General features: G+C 58.2%; 31 protein-coding genes and 1 pseudogene. 16 read left to right on the top strand and 16 right to left on the bottom strand.

All coding sequences use genetic code 11. The features are described 5' to 3' along the window. Positions 1-63 precede the first annotated feature (63 nt). On the bottom strand, positions 64-1,104 hold the full coding sequence (locus IHQ72_RS11325; RefSeq protein ID WP_258122499.1) for a sensor histidine kinase: 1,041 nt from the start codon (positions 1,102-1,104) through the stop codon (positions 64-66). Continuing rightward, on the bottom strand, positions 1,104-2,591 hold the full coding sequence (locus tag IHQ72_RS11330; RefSeq protein ID WP_258122500.1) for an ATPase domain-containing protein: 1,488 nt from the start codon (positions 2,589-2,591) through the stop codon (positions 1,104-1,106). The genes IHQ72_RS11325 and IHQ72_RS11330 overlap by 1 nt, the downstream gene beginning before the upstream one ends. 383 nt (positions 2,592-2,974) lie before the next feature. Between IHQ72_RS11330 and IHQ72_RS11335 the strand changes: the two are divergent. Beyond that, positions 2,975-3,608, top strand: a pseudogene (locus IHQ72_RS11335) (tyrosine-type recombinase/integrase). 125 nt (positions 3,609-3,733) lie between these two features. On the opposite strand, the gene IHQ72_RS11340 reads toward IHQ72_RS11335, so the two are convergent. Beyond that, complete coding sequence (locus IHQ72_RS11340; protein ID WP_258122501.1) at positions 3,734-4,024, bottom strand: P27 family phage terminase small subunit; 291 nt, start codon at positions 4,022-4,024, stop codon at positions 3,734-3,736. A gap of 894 nt (positions 4,025-4,918) precedes the next feature. Here IHQ72_RS11340 and IHQ72_RS11345 point away from each other — a divergent pair. Continuing rightward, positions 4,919-5,215: a hypothetical protein gene (locus IHQ72_RS11345; protein WP_258122503.1), complete on the top strand. Its 297-nt coding sequence runs from the start codon at positions 4,919-4,921 to the stop codon at positions 5,213-5,215. Between the two features lie 101 nt (positions 5,216-5,316). Here the strand turns inward: IHQ72_RS11345 and IHQ72_RS11350 are convergent, their stop codons facing one another. Both IHQ72_RS11350 and IHQ72_RS11355 read right to left on the bottom strand, forming a co-directional pair. Further along, positions 5,317-5,502 (bottom strand): hypothetical protein, encoded by a 186-nt coding sequence (locus IHQ72_RS11350; RefSeq protein ID WP_258122504.1) that lies wholly within the window; start codon positions 5,500-5,502, stop codon positions 5,317-5,319. Then, on the bottom strand, positions 5,499-5,666 hold the full coding sequence (locus IHQ72_RS11355; protein ID WP_258122505.1) for a DUF3606 domain-containing protein: 168 nt from the start codon (positions 5,664-5,666) through the stop codon (positions 5,499-5,501). Before IHQ72_RS11355 ends, IHQ72_RS11350 begins: the two co-directional genes overlap by 4 nt. Before the next feature lie 516 nt (positions 5,667-6,182). Between IHQ72_RS11355 and IHQ72_RS11360 the strand changes: the two genes are divergently transcribed. Together IHQ72_RS11360 and IHQ72_RS11365 are read left to right on the top strand one after the other, a co-directional pair. Beyond that, positions 6,183-6,482 (top strand): DUF1236 domain-containing protein, encoded by a 300-nt coding sequence (locus IHQ72_RS11360; RefSeq protein WP_258122506.1) that lies wholly within the window; start codon positions 6,183-6,185, stop codon positions 6,480-6,482. A gap of 75 nt (positions 6,483-6,557) precedes the next feature. Further along, on the top strand, positions 6,558-6,758 hold the full coding sequence (locus IHQ72_RS11365; RefSeq protein WP_258122507.1) for a hypothetical protein: 201 nt from the start codon (positions 6,558-6,560) through the stop codon (positions 6,756-6,758). 333 nt (positions 6,759-7,091) lie between these two features. On the opposite strand, the gene IHQ72_RS11370 is transcribed toward IHQ72_RS11365, so the two are convergent. Continuing rightward, on the bottom strand, positions 7,092-7,328 hold the full coding sequence (locus IHQ72_RS11370) for a hypothetical protein (RefSeq protein ID WP_258122508.1): 237 nt from the start codon (positions 7,326-7,328) through the stop codon (positions 7,092-7,094). 266 nt (positions 7,329-7,594) lie between these two features. Here IHQ72_RS11370 and IHQ72_RS11375 point away from each other — a divergent pair, with 266 nt between their 5' ends. Both IHQ72_RS11375 and IHQ72_RS11380 read left to right on the top strand, forming a co-directional pair. Further along, positions 7,595-7,894, top strand: a complete 300-nt coding sequence (locus IHQ72_RS11375) for a DUF982 domain-containing protein (protein ID WP_258122509.1) — start codon at positions 7,595-7,597, stop codon at positions 7,892-7,894. A 228-nt stretch (positions 7,895-8,122) separates the two neighbouring features. After that, positions 8,123-8,965: an ATP-dependent DNA ligase gene (locus tag IHQ72_RS11380; protein ID WP_441338646.1), complete on the top strand. Its 843-nt coding sequence runs from the start codon at positions 8,123-8,125 to the stop codon at positions 8,963-8,965. A gap of 101 nt (positions 8,966-9,066) precedes the next feature. On the opposite strand, the gene IHQ72_RS11385 is transcribed toward IHQ72_RS11380, so the two are convergent. Further along, on the bottom strand, positions 9,067-9,219 hold the full coding sequence (locus IHQ72_RS11385) for a hypothetical protein (protein ID WP_258122510.1): 153 nt from the start codon (positions 9,217-9,219) through the stop codon (positions 9,067-9,069). 651 nt (positions 9,220-9,870) lie between these two features. Between IHQ72_RS11385 and IHQ72_RS11390 the strand changes: the two genes are divergently transcribed. Both IHQ72_RS11390 and IHQ72_RS11395 read left to right on the top strand, forming a co-directional pair. Next, positions 9,871-10,140 carry a hypothetical protein gene (locus IHQ72_RS11390; protein ID WP_258122511.1) on the top strand — a complete coding sequence of 90 codons (270 nt, stop codon included), beginning with the start codon at positions 9,871-9,873 and terminating at the stop codon, positions 10,138-10,140. A 98-nt stretch (positions 10,141-10,238) separates the two neighbouring features. Next, positions 10,239-10,514, top strand: coding sequence for a hypothetical protein (locus IHQ72_RS11395; RefSeq protein ID WP_258122512.1), 276 nt, complete (start codon positions 10,239-10,241; stop codon positions 10,512-10,514). A 100-nt stretch (positions 10,515-10,614) separates the two neighbouring features. On the opposite strand, the gene IHQ72_RS11400 is transcribed toward IHQ72_RS11395, so the two are convergent. Both IHQ72_RS11400 and IHQ72_RS11405 read right to left on the bottom strand, forming a co-directional pair. Continuing rightward, positions 10,615-11,247 carry a tyrosine-type recombinase/integrase gene (locus tag IHQ72_RS11400; RefSeq protein ID WP_258122513.1) on the bottom strand — a complete coding sequence of 211 codons (633 nt, stop codon included), beginning with the start codon at positions 11,245-11,247 and terminating at the stop codon, positions 10,615-10,617. A 288-nt stretch (positions 11,248-11,535) separates the two neighbouring features. Further along, complete coding sequence (locus tag IHQ72_RS11405; protein WP_258122514.1) at positions 11,536-12,510, bottom strand: GlxA family transcriptional regulator; 975 nt, start codon at positions 12,508-12,510, stop codon at positions 11,536-11,538. Between the two features lie 105 nt (positions 12,511-12,615). Between IHQ72_RS11405 and IHQ72_RS11410 the strand changes: the two genes are divergently transcribed. Continuing rightward, entirely contained in the window at positions 12,616-13,401 is a 786-nt protein-coding gene (locus tag IHQ72_RS11410) for a class II aldolase/adducin family protein (RefSeq protein WP_258122515.1), read from the top strand. A gap of 413 nt (positions 13,402-13,814) precedes the next feature. On the opposite strand, the gene IHQ72_RS11415 is transcribed toward IHQ72_RS11410, so the two are convergent. From IHQ72_RS11415 to IHQ72_RS11425, 3 genes are read right to left on the bottom strand one after another with little or no spacing between them, the layout of a single operon-like run. Beyond that, positions 13,815-13,988: a hypothetical protein gene (locus tag IHQ72_RS11415; RefSeq protein ID WP_258122516.1), complete on the bottom strand. Its 174-nt coding sequence runs from the start codon at positions 13,986-13,988 to the stop codon at positions 13,815-13,817. A 29-nt stretch (positions 13,989-14,017) separates the two neighbouring features. Continuing rightward, positions 14,018-14,482 (bottom strand): nuclear transport factor 2 family protein, encoded by a 465-nt coding sequence (locus IHQ72_RS11420; protein ID WP_128170341.1) that lies wholly within the window; start codon positions 14,480-14,482, stop codon positions 14,018-14,020. Between the two features lie 2 nt (positions 14,483-14,484). Beyond that, positions 14,485-14,694 (bottom strand): hypothetical protein, encoded by a 210-nt coding sequence (locus IHQ72_RS11425; protein WP_258122518.1) that lies wholly within the window; start codon positions 14,692-14,694, stop codon positions 14,485-14,487. A 170-nt stretch (positions 14,695-14,864) separates the two neighbouring features. On the opposite strand from IHQ72_RS11425, the gene IHQ72_RS11430 reads away from it, so the two are divergent. Further along, complete coding sequence (locus tag IHQ72_RS11430; protein WP_258122520.1) at positions 14,865-15,158, top strand: hypothetical protein; 294 nt, start codon at positions 14,865-14,867, stop codon at positions 15,156-15,158. Positions 15,159-15,284: 126 nt separating this feature from the next. On the opposite strand, the gene IHQ72_RS11435 is transcribed toward IHQ72_RS11430, so the two are convergent. Together IHQ72_RS11435 and IHQ72_RS11440 are read right to left on the bottom strand one after the other, a co-directional pair. After that, positions 15,285-15,575: a hypothetical protein gene (locus IHQ72_RS11435; RefSeq protein ID WP_258122521.1), complete on the bottom strand. Its 291-nt coding sequence runs from the start codon at positions 15,573-15,575 to the stop codon at positions 15,285-15,287. Positions 15,576-15,579: 4 nt separating this feature from the next. After that, positions 15,580-15,861: a hypothetical protein gene (locus tag IHQ72_RS11440; RefSeq protein ID WP_258122522.1), complete on the bottom strand. Its 282-nt coding sequence runs from the start codon at positions 15,859-15,861 to the stop codon at positions 15,580-15,582. Between the two features lie 416 nt (positions 15,862-16,277). Between IHQ72_RS11440 and IHQ72_RS11445 the strand changes: the two genes are divergently transcribed. The 6 genes from IHQ72_RS11445 to IHQ72_RS11470 all read left to right on the top strand — a co-directional run bounded on the left by IHQ72_RS11445 (position 16,278) and on the right by IHQ72_RS11470 (position 19,189). Next, positions 16,278-16,628 carry a hypothetical protein gene (locus tag IHQ72_RS11445; RefSeq protein ID WP_258122523.1) on the top strand — a complete coding sequence of 117 codons (351 nt, stop codon included), beginning with the start codon at positions 16,278-16,280 and terminating at the stop codon, positions 16,626-16,628. A 706-nt stretch (positions 16,629-17,334) separates the two neighbouring features. Next, positions 17,335-17,850, top strand: a complete 516-nt coding sequence (locus IHQ72_RS11450) for a DUF3102 domain-containing protein (RefSeq protein ID WP_258122524.1) — start codon at positions 17,335-17,337, stop codon at positions 17,848-17,850. Positions 17,851-17,944: 94 nt separating this feature from the next. Continuing rightward, positions 17,945-18,247, top strand: coding sequence for a DUF4258 domain-containing protein (locus tag IHQ72_RS11455; protein WP_258122525.1), 303 nt, complete (start codon positions 17,945-17,947; stop codon positions 18,245-18,247). A 14-nt stretch (positions 18,248-18,261) separates the two neighbouring features. Continuing rightward, positions 18,262-18,717, top strand: coding sequence for a helix-turn-helix domain-containing protein (locus tag IHQ72_RS11460; protein WP_258122526.1), 456 nt, complete (start codon positions 18,262-18,264; stop codon positions 18,715-18,717). A 92-nt stretch (positions 18,718-18,809) separates the two neighbouring features. Further along, positions 18,810-19,025 (top strand): hypothetical protein, encoded by a 216-nt coding sequence (locus tag IHQ72_RS11465; RefSeq protein WP_258122527.1) that lies wholly within the window; start codon positions 18,810-18,812, stop codon positions 19,023-19,025. Further along, a complete protein-coding gene (locus IHQ72_RS11470) occupies positions 19,025-19,189 on the top strand; it encodes a hypothetical protein (RefSeq protein ID WP_258122528.1) in 165 nt (54 codons plus the stop codon). Before IHQ72_RS11465 ends, IHQ72_RS11470 begins: the two co-directional genes overlap by 1 nt. A 7-nt stretch (positions 19,190-19,196) precedes the next feature. Here IHQ72_RS11470 and IHQ72_RS11475 read toward each other — a convergent pair whose 3' ends face one another. Both IHQ72_RS11475 and IHQ72_RS11480 read right to left on the bottom strand, forming a co-directional pair. Then, a complete protein-coding gene (locus IHQ72_RS11475; RefSeq protein ID WP_258122529.1) occupies positions 19,197-19,517 on the bottom strand; it encodes a hypothetical protein in 321 nt (106 codons plus the stop codon). A 79-nt stretch (positions 19,518-19,596) separates the two neighbouring features. Further along, positions 19,597-20,136, bottom strand: a complete 540-nt coding sequence (locus IHQ72_RS11480) for a hypothetical protein (RefSeq protein ID WP_258122530.1) — start codon at positions 20,134-20,136, stop codon at positions 19,597-19,599. Positions 20,137-20,333 lie beyond the last annotated feature (197 nt).

A 20,333-nucleotide genomic window follows, 5' to 3' on the forward strand; every position in this document is an offset into this window, starting at 1 on the left:
GAAGAGCACAGTACCAGTCATGGGCTCAACCGGCCATCGCCAAATTTGAAGCCGCGGTGAGGTTCACGAGTAGGAAGGCACGAGCCTTGTCTCGCGCAGCGGTAGGACCAAGGTGAATCGCAGGCCATCTTGTTGATAGTCGAGTTCAACCTTGGCATCACATTGCACGGGGACCACCTTTTCTAGAAGCGCGGTGCCAAAACCCCGCCGCTTCGGCGTCTGAACCGGGGGTCCGTTGCGCTCCTGCCAGGCGAGGCTGAGCGTCTGCCCAGCACCAGAACTGCCGACTGACCAACAGACGGCAAGCTGACCTTCAGGCCGAGACAACGCCCCGAATTTCGCCGAATTGGAGGCAAGCTCATGGAGGGCCATGCCGACCGGTACGGCAATGTCGGCAATGAGCGCGACGTTCGGTCCTTCAAGCCGTATACGTGGGCTGTCGTCTGTCTCGTAATGTCGGAGTTCCCCCTCAAGAAGTTTGTTCAAAGAGGCGGTCTGCCAGTAGTCGTCCGTCAAAATCGAATGCGTTTCGGCCAGTGAGACGATCCTGGCCGAGAAATTACGCACGAACTCCTCAACGCTATCGGTTGACATGGCCGTTGCGCCCATCATGGCCCTAACATTGGCCAGCGTGTTCTTAACGCGATGATGCAGTTCCCGGATCAGCAGGTTCTGCCGCTTGGTCACTTCCTGCTTCTGTTCGATATAGGACTTGACCTCGATCTGGCGGGCGCGGGCGCGCAGAGCAGATCGCACAGAGTTGGCGAAACTCGAGGCCAGAAACGGCCGTTCAAGCACGATCAGATGACGATCGAGAAACGCAAGACGCTTGTCGAACTCGGTGCCACGCATTGTCAGAAGCACGATTGGAAAATCTGACCACGCCGGCTGATTCTCGAGCCAAGCTGCAAACAGACTGCGATCGGCGCTGATCAGTGCCTCCTCGGCAACGACAAGGCAATGTGCGCGGTCCAGAAGCGGCATTGCTTCGTCGAGACTCGAGCAGATGCATGAACTGATCCGACTGGCAGCGAGGATCGAACTTGCAATCTTGCCATCACGCCCTATCGGCGCAAGCACAAGAACTTCCGGGTCCAGTGTCATCAGGACGGCTCATCTTCGAGAAGGTCGGCCTTCTTGCCCTCGAATGAAGGCACGCCCGTAAGGATGCCTCGGAAATCCTCCAGTGGCTCACCCACAGCCAATCCAGCGGCGGTGATTTTGAACTCACGAATGGTGTCTTCGTGCGGGCCTACGCGCCTTTTTACGACCGAAATAGCGCGCCTCAAGCGACCGCCACTCTCAAAGAAGCGCAAAAGCATGACGGAATCGCAGAGATACGTCATTTCCACAGGAGCTGCCACTTGGCCAATCAATCCATGATTGGCCAAAACCAGAATTGTAACCACTCCCTTGTGATTGAGATAGGTAAGGATCTCGTGCATTTGAAGCACGAGATGCTGCTCTCCAGACATGGTGTTAAGGTAGCCGGTGAGGCTGTCGACGACAACGATCCTTGCATTGGACCGTTCGACGGCGGACTGAATGCGCGCCGACAGCTCACCAGGCGAAAGCTCCGCCGGGTCGATCTGTTCCAGCAACAATCTGCCCTCTTCGGCAAACGCCTCCAGATTCATGCCGAGGCCTGAAGCGCGCGCCATGAAGATTCGTTTTGTCTCGTCGAACAAGAGCACCAGGACGCTCTCGCCTCGGAGGAGCGCAGCATGACAATAAGCGCTGGCAATGGTTGATTTTCCCACCCCGGAGGGACCCATAAGCAGGGTGCTGGTGCCGCGCTCCAAGCCTCCGCCAGCCAAGTTGTCAATTGAAGTTTCGCTTGAGGCAGGCGGGCCATACTCGACCATCTCATGCTCGGAAGCGACAAGCCTGGGAAACACGGTCAGGCCGCCCGGCCGAATGACGAAATCGTGGTAGCCACCGCGGATTTGTACCCCACGCATCTTGATGACGCGCAGCCGCCGTCGCTCTCCGCCGTACACCGGCGACAGCTGTTCCAACCTAATGACGCCGTGACTGATCGAGTGCAAATTTAGATCGTCATGTTCTGCGGTCAGGTCATCGAGCAATAGGACAGTTGCGTTGCTGAGCAGGAAAAAGCTCTTAAGTGCCAGTACTTGCCGCCGATAGCGCAACGAGCCTTGTGACAAGAGACGGATTTCGGATAGCGAATCGAACACGACTCGGTCTGGCTTGAGGCGCTCGATTTCAGCCAGCGCTGATTGCACGGTCTCACCAAGCTCGAGATCGGAAGAATGGACCAATGTCTGGAGCTGGGATGGATCGAGGCTAAGCTCTGGAGGGACAAGCTCTAGGATCTCTATGCCGTCGAGGCTCAAGCCATGTCGGCTCGCGACCGAAAGCAGCTCGCGCTTACTTTCGGATAGTGTGATGTAGAGGCATCTCTCCTTGTTCTGCGCGCCATTGAGCAGAAACTGCAGCCCGAGTGTGGTCTTTCCCGAGCCGGGTCTGCCTTCGACGAGATGAGATCGGAACTTGGCGTACCCACCTCGAAGGACATGATCGAGGCCTTCAACTCCTGTGACTATCGGTGAAGCGTCGTCAGTTTCCACGTTGGCCCCTTCGCATTGGTGAACACCCTAACGGCCAGCATTTTCAATAGTTCCGTACGCCCGATATGCCGTTCTCACGCCCGTATATGGTCGGACGGACTATTGCGGCGGACGAAGTCGCAGTTCGCCTCCACGCGGCCCAGCCGCTCGTAGCGGCACCAAAGATGTTCAACACGTGACGCGGCAGCCGTACGGAGCCGCATTGCGATCCTGGCTACCGGAATCCGGCCGCCGACAGAGTGTACGATTCGCTGAGCGGCCCGCTCGCCTTGAACGGCTACTTTTCATACTTCAAAATCAAGAGCGGACTGTCCGTTGGCGGCCCCGCTTCTGCCTTGATCTCTCGTTTCTCGAGTGGCCAATCAAGGCCGAGGAGAAACACGATGGGTTACTCTCGATTTGATCCCGCCACACACGGTCGCGCACCATGGAATACCGGAAAGACGGTAGGGACGAAGCGGCCACTCACCCAGAAACAGATATGGGCGATTCGCTTCTTTCTTGATCGCGAAGGACGGCTTCGCGACCGAGCGCTGTTCGACTTGGCGATCGACAGCAAACTGCGCGGATGCGATCTGGTGAAGATCAAGATTGGTGATCTGGTCGCTGGCCCGGAAATCCGCACGCGTGCGATCGTCGTGCAGCAAAAAGACAGGCCGACCGGTGCAGTTCGAACCTACAAGTGACGTACGCGCAAGCTTGCTCGCTTGGCTCGAACGCCGGGGCGGCACGATCAACGACCATGCGTTCCCGAGCCGGGTTGATCAGGCACACCACATGAGCACAAGACAGTATGCTCGCCTTGTCGATGAATGGGTCAGCGCGATTGGACTGCGGCGCCAGGAATATGGAACGCATTCGCTGCGACGCACGAAGGCCTCGATGATTTACAAAGCCACCGGCAACCTGCGCGCTGTGCAGATCCTGCTTGGACACACTAAGATCGAGAACACTGTCCGTTATCTTGGCGTCGATATCGAGGACGCGCTTGTGCTTGCCGAGCGGACTGAGATCTGACGTTGGGGGCGGTCGTTCGGCAGTGCTGAATGACCGCTTCCAGCCGGAGCAGTTCTACCCTCGATCCGACTTTGGTGGAAAGCGGAATGGCAGCTATTGATCAACACTGAAAACGATCCGGACATTCAGACCGCGCGACACCCCGAACGGGCCAGCCCATCATCCATCCTGTCGCCGGACGTAGCTCTGCCCCCGAAGATTCTTCTTCCCTCGCCGGTGAACTCCCATGGCTTGGGTCCGATATGGTGCGTCGTTGCCACCCGACTGCGTGACACGGGCGAGAGGCCGAGCTCGCTCATGAACTTGTGCAGCTCGACATTCTTGTTGGAGATGGCAAGCCAGGGTGAGGGCTGCACGTAGCCGGCCGGCGTCCTGAGCAGGGCAGGGGTATCCTTCAGCTTCTTCTCGGCCTCCACCCAGCGGCCATAGGCTTGAATGCTTTAGCCGGAGGGGGTGGTATGCCGATCGATCGAAAAGCTAAAGAATTTGGCGTCTTCAGTGCATCTTAAGTAGCTACGCTGGGCCGTGTGTTCGACCGGCTCAAGAGGGAGGGCGACTCCGAACATCTACGTGAGGCTCTCGCGTCCCGAATCCTGGCAAATTATACGTCCGGTATCACTGACGAGGACGAGCTTGTCTCAGCGTCGAAACTGCCGTTGGGTCGGTGAGCTAGGGCGTAACTCATAAATCGATGATTCCGACCCGTTGCGGACGTTGCCAACCCTCGTTCAAATAGTCCGCTCTATAATCGATCAAATCCGTTGGTGACTAGTTGTCCAGTCTCCGTTTGGCCAATTCTACTTGATAGACACTTCGTGGGTGTCTTCTGCGTCGCCAGATATTAAGAGATATAATCGCCGTGATATACCCAAATATTGCAAGCAAGCCCCACAGACCACCAAGATTGCTCATAAAGGCAGCTACAAGAAGCACAGATGCAACCACGGCCACGGTGTAATATAGGACCGATGCCCAGACATATTTTTCCATTTGAGAGCTACTCATTGATCACTCCTGGCTCGAAAGTGCGATTCATAACTCACCGAGCCTGAGCGATTCGTTTCGAGAATGTGCTCATAGAGCGAGGTCCGCTTTCCACCCATTGCGGACACTTAGTTCAACCTGTCTAACAGCCAATGAATTGATCGCGGCCGGCTGGCCCGAGCGTATCAAGCCGGCGGCTCAAGAGGCGCTCAGTCTCATGCTTAAGCGAGCCCGTTCACCGAAGATCAAGAGGAATCGACAACCTTGGTCAAAATTTTACATTAGAAACTTGGAACATAAGTGAGGCAGAGAACATTGTTGGCGCCATGGGCAAGAACGATGGCGACAAACTTCCTGAGTGGTTTCCGGGCAATCTGCCCGACGATCCAGTGATCCGAGCCGATATCGCGAAAAGGATTTCGAGAGAGACCGACGGTAAAATTGGGCCGGACGATTTGGTGGTCACGAAGGCGAGGCGGGATCGCAATCTGGTTGAGGAACTGGAAAAAGCTGACGCCGCCCTCGACAGCCAGCCGTCCGTGGTTCCGTTGTTCCTGGTTATCTTTGTGCTCTCAATTTTGGGCTTCGCAGCGTGCGCCATCGCTGGTTGGTATCTTCCATAGCGCGCTTTGAGTTTCCGTTACGCCCAGCCTCTGGCAATAAAGCTGCGCGAAGCGGTTCCTGTCGGATTTGTCTTTCGCGCTGGTGGCGCGTGCTTCTCTCATTAACTCACAGGCTCGAGCGGTTGGTGCTCCGGCTCCGCATGGTGAAGCACCTGGCCGAGATCGCGCATGTCGAAGTCCTGACCGCACACGGGGCAATGCTCGAAATGCTCTGCCTCGGGCTTGATCGGCCGGTCGTGGTCCCTGCCCTTGTAGCCCGTGCCTTCGTTGTTGGTCCGATATCTCACCTACCCTCCCGCAGCGCCCTCGCGGCTTTTGTCAGGGCTGACCGATCATTGCCGTTCTTTTTGATCAGCTTGCTGACCTGGCTCGGCGAGATTCCATTCTCTCGCGCGAAATGTTCTATCTCGTAGTACTCGTCGACCGACAAACGATTCTGGTTGTCTTCCATTTCCGTATTCCTACCAGGGTTCAAGCGAACGGCACGTTGAAAGGACCATAGCAACGACTGCGTGCAGCCGCGGTTCCGAGTGGGCGAGCAGATAAGACTTTTTCTTTTCTGCGGACCACCCGCCAAATCGAGGAATGGCGGGTGGTCGCTTATCAGCGCAGGAAGGGACTTAGCTGCGCAGATCTCAAATCGGGCGGCCCCTAGCTAACGATGATCCCTATCGCCAGGAGCGTGATCGATATGGCGAACACCGGAGCGAGTAACCAGCGAGCTTGGTGGACACTATTCTCCATGATCTCCCTCCCGGAACACCTGGCGAGCAACGAGTGGACGGCAGTCGCGGTTCCGGGCTGTACCCCGTCCTCGTCCTTTGCGACAGCAAGGTCAGACTTAGGTCCTACCTTTGAGAAGACCGAAGGCCAATCAAGGAACATTTGCGGCCGCCCGAGGTTGGGTGGGGCTGGGCGCGAAGACGATGCCGTTCAGCGCAACAGAACTCACATGGAGGAGGCACTTATGAGAACGCGTCTTTCAACTTTCGCCGCGGGATTTCTGCTGCTGGCAGGTATCGGCGCCGCTGCCGCTCAGGACGTGATCATCGCGCCTGAAAAGGAGACGGTCATCAGGGAATATGTGAAGAAGCAGCCGCTCGCATCGGTGAAAATCCCTGGGATAGAGCTCAATATCGGCTCAACCCTGCCCGATACGGTCGAGCTTCATGAAGTTCCCGACACCGAATACCGCTACGTGGTCGTCGACAACCGGACCGTTGTCGTTGATCCGGGCACACGTAAGATCATCAAAATTATCGACTGACCAAAGCGACTGGGAGGACAGCCCGCCGTGCCGAAAGGTGCGGCGGGAAGCCATCAAGGGAGGAATGTGATCACCATGTCGAACCGTGAGATTGGAGCGTCCCAGGCGCTGCGAATGCGCGTCTCCGACCTCAATGAGAGGATGCGCGGCGCCCGGATTACCGAGAGTGAACTGAAGACCTTTCGAAAGGTCGCAGCCGTCATGGAGGACGGCAAGGGCAGAATCGATGCCGACGATTTGATTGCCGCATCCTTCGTCGTCGAGACGCTGGACTAGCCAACCGCCTACAAGCTCTTCAGAATGCGAGCCGCTGCAATGTCCCTCTCCCCCAGTCTATTCTCTGTTGGCCTGACCTTCCAATGCCCGCAATGCAATTTCGCCGTCATCAAGAACGGCAGCTGGTTTCAGGTCGTTTCCCACTACAAGTGCGAGGGATGCGGACGCGAGATCCGGATTACCTATCCCGACAAGATTGCGATCTTCCAGAAGCACGCGCACTTGGTCACGACCCCGGGAGTTGCGGAACCACGTTCCGTTCACTCTGGCTAATGTAAGCCGGCCGCTAGAATCGAATTAGTTCGTGAAATTGGAAGCGCTAATCGGGACATCTCAGATCCCATACATCAGTGCAATGAAGATCACCGGTGCAAGGATCAGGAAGATCGCCATTACTATAATCACGGCAAGGGCCAGGCGCTCTGTTCGCCTGACGAGTGCAGCGACCTCATCGTCGCTCGACGAAACGAGATCAACCCCCGACAAATCTGTTGGGTCAGGAGTTTGATTGTCATTTGCGGGTCGGCTTGCGACCTCATCGACATTCTGTCTGCTCTGGATAAGGGTCACAGTTCTTCCCGCTGTTAGGGGTGTCATATCGGGTGCCCGCCGATGGGGGGACAAACAGCGAGCACCCGGGCACCCGGTGAACCACCGATGAAGGGACTTTGCTCGGCGGCCCAATCCCAATGCGTTGGTAAGGTCTTGGTTGCCGGCCCTCAGCCCTATGTCCATGACGCAGGGACTTCAGTCTTACCGCTTGTCGACCATAGCCCAGCGGCGGAACCGAGTGCTGCCCGTCCCGTTTGCCGGCCAATGATAATTCAGAGGTAGCCATGGCTGGCGATCCAACCGTTCTTAACTCAGGCGAAAATGGCGGCGGCACCCTCATGGGTATCCATTGGTTTCACCCTCCGGTCTACATCGGAACCGACCGACCTGGGTTCACCTACGTATGTACCAATGTCGAGGGTGCCGCGGCGGAACTCATGAAGTGGACCAAGCGGGGACCTAAGTGGAAGGAGGCCATCGAGGCCTGCGTCGCTCTCATTAAAGGCGAGCGCACGCCCGACGATGTAAGGAAGGCGTTCGAGGCCGCTGCCGAGGAGGAGGGGTTGCTACGCTCCACTAATTAAGTTCGAGCGGCCCGACAGCCCCTCAAGGATCACGAGAAGCCGCCGGGCCCAACCGGCGGGGGTTTGGGGCGGTCGCCGGCTAGTTCTACCATAAGCTCTACATTCATCCTTGCTAATTTAGTAAAATGGTCACGTTCCGTTCCTCTGGCTGTCAAAACGGATGAGCCTAGAATCAATTTGGTGCCTAAAAGAGTGAGTGCCGGCGGCCGGCTAGAATTTATTCCTCCGATGATGCCTACCTTGGTCGCCAAGCCGCCCCAGGGCGACGTGTGGTCCCACGAGGTCAAGTTCGACGGCTACCGCTCCCAGATCGTCATCAATGGCCCTGACGTCCGAATCTACACCAAGAGCGGCATCGACTGGTCAGCCAAGTATCGCGACTTGGTAGACGCCGCGAAGGAACTGGATATCGGCAGCGCTATCATCGACGGCGAAGCGATCGTCACCAATGAAGCTGGCCTTTCGGATTTTGCCGCGCTGCGCAAGGCCATCACCAGGCGCCAGCATGACCTCTATTTCGTCGCCTTCGATCTCCTGCACCTAAATGGCCACGACTTGCGCGACATGCCGCTGGAGGACCGGCGGGAAATCCTGCATGGCTTGATACCGGCCGGCAGCCGCATTCAGTTCAGCGAGGAGATGCCAGGCGATGGCGATGCCGTGTTCTATCTGGTCGACAAGGCCGGTATCGAAGGAATCGTTTCAAAGCGCCGCGGCAGCAAATATCGCAGCGGCCCGACGACGAACTGGCTGAAGACAAAAAGCTTCACGGTCGACGAATTCGAGCTGCTCGGCGTCGAGCGCGAGCGGGGCAAGGCAGCATTCGCCCTGCTGGCCGAACCAGGCACCGGGAAATATGTCGGTTCCGCCTTCATCACCTTGGGCCACGACATGCGGCAACGATTGTGGGATCGCGTCCAGAAACACGCCGGACCGCCTCCGAAAGCCATGAATAAGCGACCGGCGACGCAGTGGGTCGGGCCTGGGATGAAGCTGCGCGTCAAGCATCTCCGTGGCGAGCACGGCCACATACGCCATGCAACGCTGCTCGGTTTCAGTGACGAGAGCTAAGCCGTGTACTCATAAATCAGCCTAGATCAATTTAACGGGGCATGTCCGCCCGCTCCACCTCGTCGGCGCGGGCGAGCAGAGTCGGTAATGCGCGGCGTTCCTCAATCACGCGGCAACTTCGTAGCCACTATCCTGACGCCGCCCATCTTGCGCTCTTGAATGAGGTCAACAAATCGGATGTAGGACTTGTGGAATGCATCGTGCCCCATTGGGGTGCCAGCCTGTCGGGCTTCTTCACGCAGCAGTTGATACATTGCCAGTCTTTCCTTCAGAATTGGTAAGCGTCCGTCGAACGATTCGGGCCCGGTCGCGACGACAACAGCAACATAGCAAATTTGCCGGCATAAGGCAGCTTGCGAGTGTCTTCGACCAATTCAAGAATTCGTACACCCTGTTAGACAGGAGGACATGCACGGCTGTTATCCAATCTTCCAGACGGACACTTGCATTAAGCCTACCGGCAATGTCCTCGCGCGTTTTGAAAAGGTACGCTCCTGGCGCGTCGTTGCTGAGAGCGAGACTGTCAGACGGCCGCTTTCCCACCCGAGTCGGTCGTCCAACTCGCTTGTCGGTGCGATGAGCGGCTGACGCGAACTTCGCCTCGACAGCGCCATGAGCTGTCATCGCCGCGCCAATCTCCGAACGTCGCGTTAGGGGGCCGTCTGCTGTCCTTCCGGTTTCGGGCGCGATTGGCTAGAAAGCTGACGTTCCTCTTGCGACCCGAGTCGGTCATCTGATGGAGGCGCCAGAGTCCCCAAAGGCGGACGATCGACAGCTTTTGAGGTGAGCGTAACGAGATTCGTCAACGGGCGGATCCCGAAAGACGGCACCGACCCGAGAACAGTAGCTTTATCATTTTTTGAATCCTGCGCGGTAAGGTTCCGCGCATGTGGTTGAAGACTTACTTGATCATCACCGGCATCGGCGCGTTCGTGGCGCTGACAATGCCATGGCTGGTCATCATCGGCAGTTTCCTGATTATCCCGGGGCTCGTCCTCGCGTCGATGCCAACGGCCCTCATGTATGGCGTCGCCTTCGCGCTGTTCCGCTTGCTGCTTGGAAGTTTCCTTTCAGGGGTTCCTCTGAACGTCATGTCGGGCGCCGCGACGCTGGCACTGTTCTGGACCATCCCCAGCCAGGCCTCACCTGGGCGAGGGGCACGCTGGCCAGCCTGAAGGAGCCGGACATTCAGTCGAGCGCACCGATTGCGCTCAAGGGCGACATTCTCCTCGCCCGCCCGTTCGAGGGCCGTTGCGATGCATTGTGCGCGGCCTTGCTCAAGACCCCGGGCGTCACTTCGGTCCGCGTCCAGACTCTTCGCGGTCATTCCAATACCTATCGCTTCATGCCGGACTCGACGCCCGGCAAACGAAGCACCGTCATCGGGCATGGCCTGCTGCAAAGCGACGACGCCCCCGAACCCGACTTCACCATCGCGATCGAGGACGGCGCTGCCGTGCCCGATGCCAAGCCCCGATCGGGACGGGTGATGGGCTGGCCCGTTCGGGCTGTCGCGCGGTCTGAATGTCCGGATCGTTTTCAGTGTTGATCAATAGCTGCCATTCCGCTTTCCACCAAAGTCGGATCGAGGGTAGAACTGCTCCGGCTGGAAGCGGTCATTCAGCACTGCCGAACGACCGCCCCCAACGTCAGATCTCAGTCCGCTCGGCAAGCACAAGCGGGTCCTCGATATCGACGCCAAGATAACGGACAGTGTTCTCGATCTTAGTGTGTCCAAGCAGGATCTGCACAGCGCGCAGGTTGCCGGTGGCTTTGTAAATCATCGAGGCCTTCGTGCGTCGCAGCGAATGCGTTCCATATTCCTGGCGCCGCAGTCCAATCGCGCTGACCCATTCATCGACAAGGCGAGCATACTGTCTTGTGCTCATGTGGTGTGCCTGATCAACCCGGCTCGGGAACGCATGGTCGTTGATCGTGCCGCCGCGGCGTTCGAGCCAAGCGAGCAAGCTTGCGCGTACGTCACTTGTAGGTTCGAACTGCACCGGTCGGCCTGTCTTTTGCTGCACGACGATCGCACGCGTGCGGATTTCCGGGCCAGCGACCAGATCACCAATCTTGATCTTCACCAGATCGCATCCGCGCAGTTTGCTGTCGATCGCCAAGTCGAACAGCGCTCGGTCGCGAAGCCGCCCTTCGCGATCAAGAAAGAAGCGAATCGCCCATATCTGTTTCTGGGTGAGTGGCCGCTTCGTCCCTACCGTCTTTCCGATATTCCATGGTGCGCGACCGTGTGTGGCGGGATCAAATCGCGAGTAACCCATCGTGTTTCTCCTCGGCCTTGATTGGCCACTCGAGAAACGAGAGATCAAGGCAGAAGCGGGCCGGTAGCGGACCGGCAGCTTCCGGCCGCAGGATCCTTATGGCGGACCTTCGGGTCGGTGAAAGTATCGTGGTGAACTGACCAAACCGGCCCATCGTGGCGGATTAGGCGGCTCGTAAGCGGACGTTCGCTGGAACTAGTAGCTTTGACCCAAGACAGCCATTGCCATTTCCTCGACGTGATCGCCGGTACACTTAAGAGGCCTATTGAGCTTCCTAAGGCGGTCCTATCATTCGAACCTACCTGCGCCGATGCCCGAGAGGAGTAACTTTCGATGCTGGAGCGGCGGCAATCCGAACCGCTTTCTGTAAGCGCGGCAGAACCACTCCGGTGAGGCAAAGCCGGAGGCCACCCCGACCGCCGATGCGCTCATGGTCGTCGAACTCAGCAGATCGCGCGCACGGTCAAGGCGGAGGTCCAAATAGTAGGCAGAAGGGGTTTTTCCGCCATGACGCAGAAATAGCGCTTGAATACGCCGTTTGCCCAGTCCGCTTCTGCGCGCGATCTCATCCATCGCGAGAGGCTCTTCGAGGTGGTCCTTCATCAGAGCGACAAGCAGTCGGAAGTGCGGATTGCCCTGGACGCGCTTGCTTTGTCTTTGGGGAGCACCCGAGGGCCGGATCGACCCGTGGATTAGAGCTTCCGCCGTTCTGACCGCCAGATCGGGCGAGGTGACCTTGGCGATCCACGCAAGCATCGCGTCCCCGGTAGCCGTTCCGCCCGCAGCAGTCAAACGCTCTCGGTCAAGCGCATAGATTGCCGTCTCGAGCGAAATTTCGGGATAGGTCTCTCGAAAGCCGGTCTCAGCTTCAAAGTGAACCACGGCTCGATATCCAGCGAGCAGACCAAGCTCGGCGAGAATGACGGTGCCAGTGTCGAGGCCACCCAACATCCCACCCAAGCGAGCCCGTTTTCGGAGCAACGCCTTAGTGGATTCCGATACCTCTGCCAAAGGATCGTAGCCTGCGCACAGCAGAAGAAGCGACAGGTCCCCCGCGTTGGCGACGAGACCAGACGGCACAACCGGCACGCCGTTTGAGGCGGCCACTGGCGCGCCGTTTTGGCTTAGCGTTTCCCATCGAAACACCGAGTGCCCAGCGACCTTGTTTGCGAGCCTCAGTGTTTCGGTCGCCATGACATAGGCGAGAAGCTGGAACCGCGGGAAAAGCAACAGCCCGACAGTATGCTGTGTGGGGGAGGTCATGGGGTACATAATAAGTCAATTTTGGAGCACTTCAATGCAATGAACGGCAGGTAAAATGTGGCAACAGGAGAAACGGAACCAAGAACTCGACACAAGGAGAACACCATGACCAAAGCTAGCGCGATCGCTCGATCGACTCCGATCGTGTGCCACGCGCCAGAATGGGAGACGCGGCGCGAATTGTCCGCGGTCTACCACCTGCTCAAGAAGTATCGATTGACGGACCTGACCAACCAATGGCACGCGGCGCGCGTTCCGGGTGAGAAGGCGCTACTGACCCATCACTACGGCCTTTTCAACGAGGAAATCACAGCGTCGAATCTGATCAAAGTCGGCTTCAACGGGACCAACATGAACCCGGAGAACGGCGAGCCGAACCCTTCAGCGACCGAGATCGCGAAGGTATTCTTCGAAGCGCGTCCCGAAATTAACTGCGTGATGCACATACATACCAAGGCGATAATGGGCGTTTCGGCGCAGTCGGCGGGTTTGCGGCCCTATAGCCAAGCCTTCCTTATGATTGGTGGCGCCGAGCAGATTGGCTACACCCGCTACGAGTTCGAATGCACCGACGACTTCCTGTCCGGGCTCCTTAAAGCCGCCCACAACAAGTCGATGATCGTAGAGGCTTTCCACGGCGCCTTTGTTCTTGGCAGGACTGTGGGAGAAGCATTCTTCCGCTCATTCTATCTCGACCAGGCATGCGCTGTGCAACTGGAGGTTCAGTCTGCCGGCGCCGCAGGTGCAACTCTGATGACGCTTGGCCAACCCGAGATCGATCGCCATCTGGCGGATATGGCAAAAAGCGACTGGTACGGCTACGACGGTGAACTCGAATGGAAAGCGTGCCTGCGCTGCGTCGATCGCGAGTCGCCTGACTACAAGAGGTGATGCTAGCGGTGCCGGAGGTGGTCCCTTCATCTTGTGGTCGGCAAGTAGGCGGGCCGTTGGCCACCCCTGGGGGCGGTCGAGCCAGAAGGTTGACGACAACGTCGATTCCGCCCAGATGGCTCGGCACTCAATGTCGTTGCGGCCGAAATGCGGCGCGAAGTGGAGGTCGTCGAGCTACGTCTCCGGCACGGTGTGAAGCAGTAGCTGAGAGTCGACGGGTCGTGACGTATGCCACTCAAGTGGAGGGCTAGGGCGCGGGGCCGGTGAGGAAGGGCATGATGTCCACGCCGTCTCCTGGAAAGACAGAGAAATGCGGATGGTTCTCGAAGAGGCGGGCCGCGGCGTCGGCCTGAATCGTGCTCAATCACCAGTGATTGTCCCTTCACGGGTTTGCCTGGAAAGATTGGCCAGAATCACTTCCCCGTTGTGTTCCACGCGCCGTTGGCGAGCAGGGATCTCTTTGACGTCGCGCGCCGTGCCTTCGCGTCTTTCTCCTGCTGCCGGGCAAAAATGGGATCATCGCGTCCGGCGGTAAACGCGAGCTCGATCGACAGCCGTGCCTTCGCATCGAGCTTGAAGCCTGCCATGGCGGTGACCTCCTTGATCCGGGTCTCGCTTAAAAACCGAAGTCGCTCAAGCCTGGGTGATCGTCCGGTCGGCGGCCGAGCGGCCAGCGGAACTTGCGGTCCGCTTCCGTGATCGGATGCTCGTTGATGCTGGCATGGCGCGCGCGCATTAGCCCGTCTTCCGCGAACTCCCAGTTCTCGTTGCCATAGGCACGAAACCACTGACCGCTGTCGTCGTGGTATTCATAGGCATAGCGAACGGCAATGCGGTTACCCTGAAAGGCCCAAAGCTCCTTGATCAGGCGATAATCGAGCTCGCGGTTCCATTTGCGCGTCAGGAAGGCCTCAGCCTCGGCACGGTTGGTTGCGAATTCGGCGCGATTGCGCCAGCGCGTGTCGACTGTATAGGCAAGCGCCACTTTGGCGGCATCGCGGCTGTTCCAGCCATCTTCGGCAAGGCGGACCTTCTCGATGGCGGACTGTTCATTGAAAGGGGGAAGCGGCGGACGGGACATTGCTAAGTTCCTTGTTTGTGTAGCGCTGAAAGGATGGGAGGGTGGTCGCAGGAAACGACCACCCTTCGTTGGTCATGCGGCAAGGCGATCGATACGTGGAAAATCGATTTCTCGATGACTGCCTCTACAGAGGCCGCATCGGCGGTAGCGTCGGACAAAAACCTGACCAGTGTGAAGGCAGTAACGGAGGCAATTATGATTTCCCGGTTCATCCTGTTCCCTCCCTAGGCGGCCTAAAATGGCCTGCCGCTCAACCTTAAGAGAACCTAGCGCGACTGTCGCGGGCTGTTTCGCTCCGAGCTGCGACCAACCCGCTTGCCAGCGACATCAAATTTTAGGAATATAATCTCCATTGCGGCGAACCCCTTTCACGGAGATCGCCATGCCCCAAAAGACCCTCGCCGACACTCTGGCCGCCCGCGAAACCATCTATGTCAATTGCGGGCATCCGGTGTGCTGCAAATCGACGAAGCTCGATATCCAGGCGCTGATTGACAGGCTTGGCCGTGACCACGGCTCGATGCATGACGACCTGGTCGGGCTCTTTGTCTGCTCAAATTGCAAGGCTGCCAGCCGTGACCGCCGGCAGGTGTTCTTCACATGCATTCCTGACTACGAAGGCCAGCAGCGGGCGCGCAATCGCGACTGGAAGCCAACTTTCGAACGAAGGGGCTGAAAGTGGCCGGCGCCCGTTTGGGCGGGAGCGTTGGGGATTTAGGCGCCGGCCAGGCGGAAAAGGTCCGCCGCAAGGACAAGCTAATTTATGGGGGCTGCTGCCGCCTATGGTGTGATCGCGGAAGACCTACGCGATGCCGTCCGTCTCGCTTTCCTCATCGATCTTTCGGACCGGCAGATAGGCGTTGGTTTCCAGCCATTCGCGCAGCACGATCTGGATGAGGTCCGACCGGCCAATTTTCATTTCGGCCGCGATGGAGTTGAGAGCGTCCTCCGTTGCGGGCTCCAGCGGCACGCCGGTGACGTTTCTAAGAATCAAAGCGGCCCGTCGCAGGATGATCTGCAGATCCGCGCGTGATATGTCCGCGATGCGATTGGCGGCGCTTTCGAGCTCTTCCGCAACAGATCGGCGTGTCATTCTACTAGTGCCGTTCAAGGTCACTGAGCCTATCCTCCAACGATGCAATCTGCCCCGCCAACTCGCGGAGTAAATCCTGTTGGGCATTGTGGTTTTCAACTTCTCGATCGTTAATGAAATTGACGCAGGCCACAAGGCGCTGGCTCACCGCGTTTACATGATCAGCGAGATCGAAGCCGTACATCGTCGCACCTCGCTTACACGTGCCTTCATCCATGAATCCGCTTGCAGATGGGCCAGTGGTCAGCATCAAAATTATACCCGACAGTAGCATCAGACGGCGCATGAACCCCTCCATGTATTAATTGATCTAACTAGAGTTTGCCTTCGGCAGGGAAAACGCAAGCTTCGCCCGGCTTGATTATTGGGTCAGCCGGTCAACTGCCTGAAACGCTACCGACACCGCTGCCATTACCGCTGCCCAGCCGGCCCACCGACCTTGGCGCTGAAGATCAGCTATAAAATGGTCCTGGCTATCGCGAACCGAAATCGTCGCTGCACGGCAACATCTTGGGGCGGGTGGTCAGTGATCCACGCGAATTTCCTAAAGAGATGCCGATTTCTTACACCAGCTTGCCGGCGCGGGCGGCCTAAGATTAGTTGAGCGACTTGGGCCCGCTGCCTCACGGTGGCGGGCCTTTTTTGTTGCTGAGGAACCTTACGCCGCGGCGGCCGTTGAGCCCCACCCAAGGGGAGATCACAATGGCTGACGACCCGAACGAAGCCGCAACGCCGAGCAAGACGCAACGAGAAGCTCAGGAAGACTTGGAGAAGCAGGTTGCGCAACTGAAGCGCGAGATCAACAAGATCAATCGGACGCTCGCGGAGCGCGCTGAAGAGGTGGTCGAGGAAGCTACTGGTTGGTATGAGGGCGCGGCCGATAGCGTGTCTCGGACAACGCAAGCACTTCGCAATAGGGCGTCTACTGCTTCCGGTGTCGTTCAAGAAAATCCTGGCACGGTGTCGTCCGCCTTCATGCTGGGCGCGGCTGTAGGCTTGCTGTTGGGCCTTGTTCTTGTGGCCGGCGACCAGCGCCGGGACCGCTGGATCTAACACGCCCTGCATTCCGTCGCAGGAACTCGACGATCTCTACCGCCAGATCGGCCTCCCGCGACCTGGCCCTCGCGCCAACGCCGATAGAGGAGCACGCAGCCTATGACGTTTCCAATGCCATTTATCGGTGGGTTTACGCAGCCGAGCGCGCCGCCATGGCTGCGCGAAGTCGAGTTCAAGATCGCCTAGCTCGCGGACATTTGGGATTGCGGCGCTCATGGACGAAAGCCGCTGGCTTGTCGAGGCGATCCTGAGGTCTGACAGGCCTGCCACAGTGCAGGCAGCGGAAGCTGACGCTTCGCAGCCTCCGGGTTCCATATCGAGCTACGTCGCTAGCCTTGCAGGGCACCCATTCTCCGAACGTAAGTCTCTCGGCAGTTTCCACACGCAAATCTCCTCTAGGGGCCGCAACGCCCATAGCGGGCGGCGAGCCGGGTTGTTGTGCAGGGGAGTTATGTGGGGCAGCGCGGCCAGCAATCTGGTGCTGCTTCTTTCCTTATCTTCGACGTAAGGGATCCACCCATCGTCGGTTATTACGCGGCTTAACTCAAAAGTGCCCAAGGGCCGCTTCTCTCAAGGCACACAACAAAAGTATCTGACCTGCCCCGCCAGTCAAGCGTTGACCGCGGCTGGTGCCAGAGCCGATCTTGCGTATAAGTCGAGACTTATGCAACTATCCGCGCACTCTCCACAGCGAGGCGTGGGCATGCTGGCACGGACTCCTCTCACCGAGGTCGAGATCGAGGGCGTCGGCACCTATCGGCTGCCCAATCAATGGCAGGCACATCGCCTCCGGCGCCTTCGTGGCGAAAAGCGGCACACCGCGGTTCTGGCCTTGGGCGCCGGCATGACCGTCCGGCAATTCATGAAGCTGCCTGACAGGCTCCAGGCTGAGGTTCACAAGGCCTATCTGGCGCTGATGTCGTCGGCCAATGTCGCACCGCTGGCTGATTCGGCGCCGGCCGATACTCGCGTGATCCCGCGCGGGCATCTGTCGATCGATCAGAAGCTCGCTATCGGCCGCTGGTTGATCCAGACCAAGGCGTCCCTGCCGCGTGGTCATTTTGGACCATGGCTCGACAAGCAGCGAAAGCTTTCCCGCAGTATGGCCCAGCAATGCATGGCACTGGTCACAGGCGGGCGCCAGGACGCGCGAGGCGCTTGTTTCGCTGTAGGACAGCGGCCGACCGAAACGCGCGCTGGTGACAATCAGGCGCCGTGAAGTTAATTTCACAAGCTCGTGGCCGGAACGTCACGGAACTTTAACTTAAACGGCGCATTGACTATTGCGATGCACCTATCATATTGATAGGCACATGGCCGAGATAATACCGCTGACGCTTACCGCGCCGCTGGCTTTGAAGATGATAAAGCTATTAGCGGCCGACACGAACAACATCGTCATCGTGACACACGCACGCAAGCGCGGGCGGCAGCGGCGTATTTCTCGGAGGCAGGTCGAACTGTGCGTACAGCGTGGATCGATCTGTGAAGGTCCAGTCATGAACGCGAAGGGGCATTGGCAGGTCAATATGTACCGGCACGCGGCCGGAGAAGAAATGGAATGCGTCGTGGCAATTGATTGGGGAAAATCCCTGGTCGTGATCACGGTGTTTTAGGGATGGGTAAAGAGATGGCTTACCACTATATCGAAAGCGGTCTCGACAACGTGTGGCTCGAGAACGGATATACAAAGCACGACACGGCATATGGGGAAGGTGTGTCGATCCAAGACACCGAAGGCCTCCACAAGGCGATCGGTCAATGGCTCGTATCGCTCCCCAAGCCTCTCAATGGTGCAGAACTTCGTTTCCTGCGCCTTGAAATGGACACTACACAGAAGAACCTAGCCGGGATCCTCGGAGCAGACGAGCAAGCCGTACGGCGATGGGAGAAGGGCCGGACGAAGCCGATGAATGGCTCCGCCGACTTGCTCCTACGCGCCCTCTATTCGGAGTACATCAACAAGGGCAGCCGCATTCGCCGGATGATTGACCGGCTTGCAGATCTCGACAAGATCGAGGCGCCCACAGGTCGCTTCTGCGAAACCGACCACGGATGGCAACCGCAGGGTTGTGCAGCCGCCTGAGTGTTAGCCCCGGCCTAGCGCCGGGGTTTTTGTGTTGGCTCCTTCATCGCATTGCAAAGGGCTGGACGTTCCAATCTCTGATCGACGAGCAGATGGCGGTGACGGCGCATTGCCAGACGGCGCCATGCCACCATCGGCAGGTGCTCGACCTGGTGAAGCTTCGCGATCGGTTCGGACCGGACGCGCCGGCGATGGAATGGGATTTCAAGTCCAAGCTAAAATGCTCGAGATGCGGCGGCAACAAGGTCGGGCTGATCTACACGCCCGACACCAGCCCGACCGGCTACGGCAAGGCAAAGGGCGGGTGATGATGACCGACAAGCCGGTGACGACCTACGTGGTGAGCGTTTTCGAAAAGCCCTTCTGGCGCACGGTCCTAACAACCAAGGACAAGGCGAAGGCCGAGGCAATGGCGGAAGAGATCGGCGGGGGCGCCAAAATCGAGGAGATCACGCCGAAGCCGAAGCGCTAGAGCACAACTACTGGCACGGATGCTTCAAACGGTATTCGAGCAGAAGGCTCATGACCTCGTCGGTTTTGTCCTGGCGGTGTTTTGCTGCCAGTTCAGCCTTATCGACGGTCTTCATATTTGGCAGCGAACGCATAAGAGCGACGAGTTGCGGATTGCACCCTACGGCGACAGCCTTTGCGAGTTGATCGGCGGGTTCGCACAGATCCTTGAATTTCACCATGCCCGCAATGAGGCAGTTATCGTAGGCTTCTCTGCTTGATTTGAAGTCGGCGCCGGCGCCGCCAACGGATATCATTACCAGTGCGATCGCCGCCGCGACATTTCGCATCTACATCTCGCTGTTTTCGATGATGCCGGCTTCGCCGTCGGGCAGGTGGTGCGCGGGCCCTAACACCTTCTTGAGCCTTTCACGGTGGCGGGCTTCTCACCGGCAGAAAGGACCACGGCCAGCCGTGGGAAGCCATACGGCTCATTGCCATCAAGAAGACTTCCAAACTTGGGAGTAGAAACAGAAAAGCCCCGAACACGAGCGTGAGCAAGCACAACCCCGACACAAATGGGTCTTTGCGGTCCAGCAATTCATAGTAGGCGGTCAGCGGCGCTATCGACGCCCCCGCCATTACCGCCGCGGGTTCCCGTTCAGTTATTCCGAGTTCTTCGTTGGACACGAGTATTCCATAGATCGGTCGCTTGCTTAGTCCGTCCATCGGCATCGAATCATAGATTGGACGCAGAGCTTTTCCGGCCCGAGCACACTCCGTGGCATCCCGATCGCCTCGAACAGCTTCCACGTATTCGCGGCGGCTACGGTACATCCTCAATGGGCGCGGACAGGCCAGCCAATACATAAACAGGCCGACTAAGATGTACACGCCTCCAAGGTAAAGGAGGTAGATCCTTGTCAGGGGCGAAAACCACAAAGACGGGCCGAGAGTGGAAAACTTCATCACTAGCGCCTTAAACGAGTCGCCCCAAAGCACGGCATACCCGAGAACCGGCACCAGGCTGGCGAATTGTGGCAATCGAGTTCGCGTCAACGCCGATGCATGCGACCATTTCGGACGCAGATCAGACCGTTTCAAACTAGCACCGGATTTAGCGTAGCCATGTCGCATTCCATGTCGCACGGACCTGCCGATAGTCG

Source organism: Mesorhizobium onobrychidis, assembly GCF_024707545.1.
Classification (GTDB): Bacteria; Pseudomonadota; Alphaproteobacteria; order Rhizobiales; family Rhizobiaceae; genus Mesorhizobium; species Mesorhizobium onobrychidis.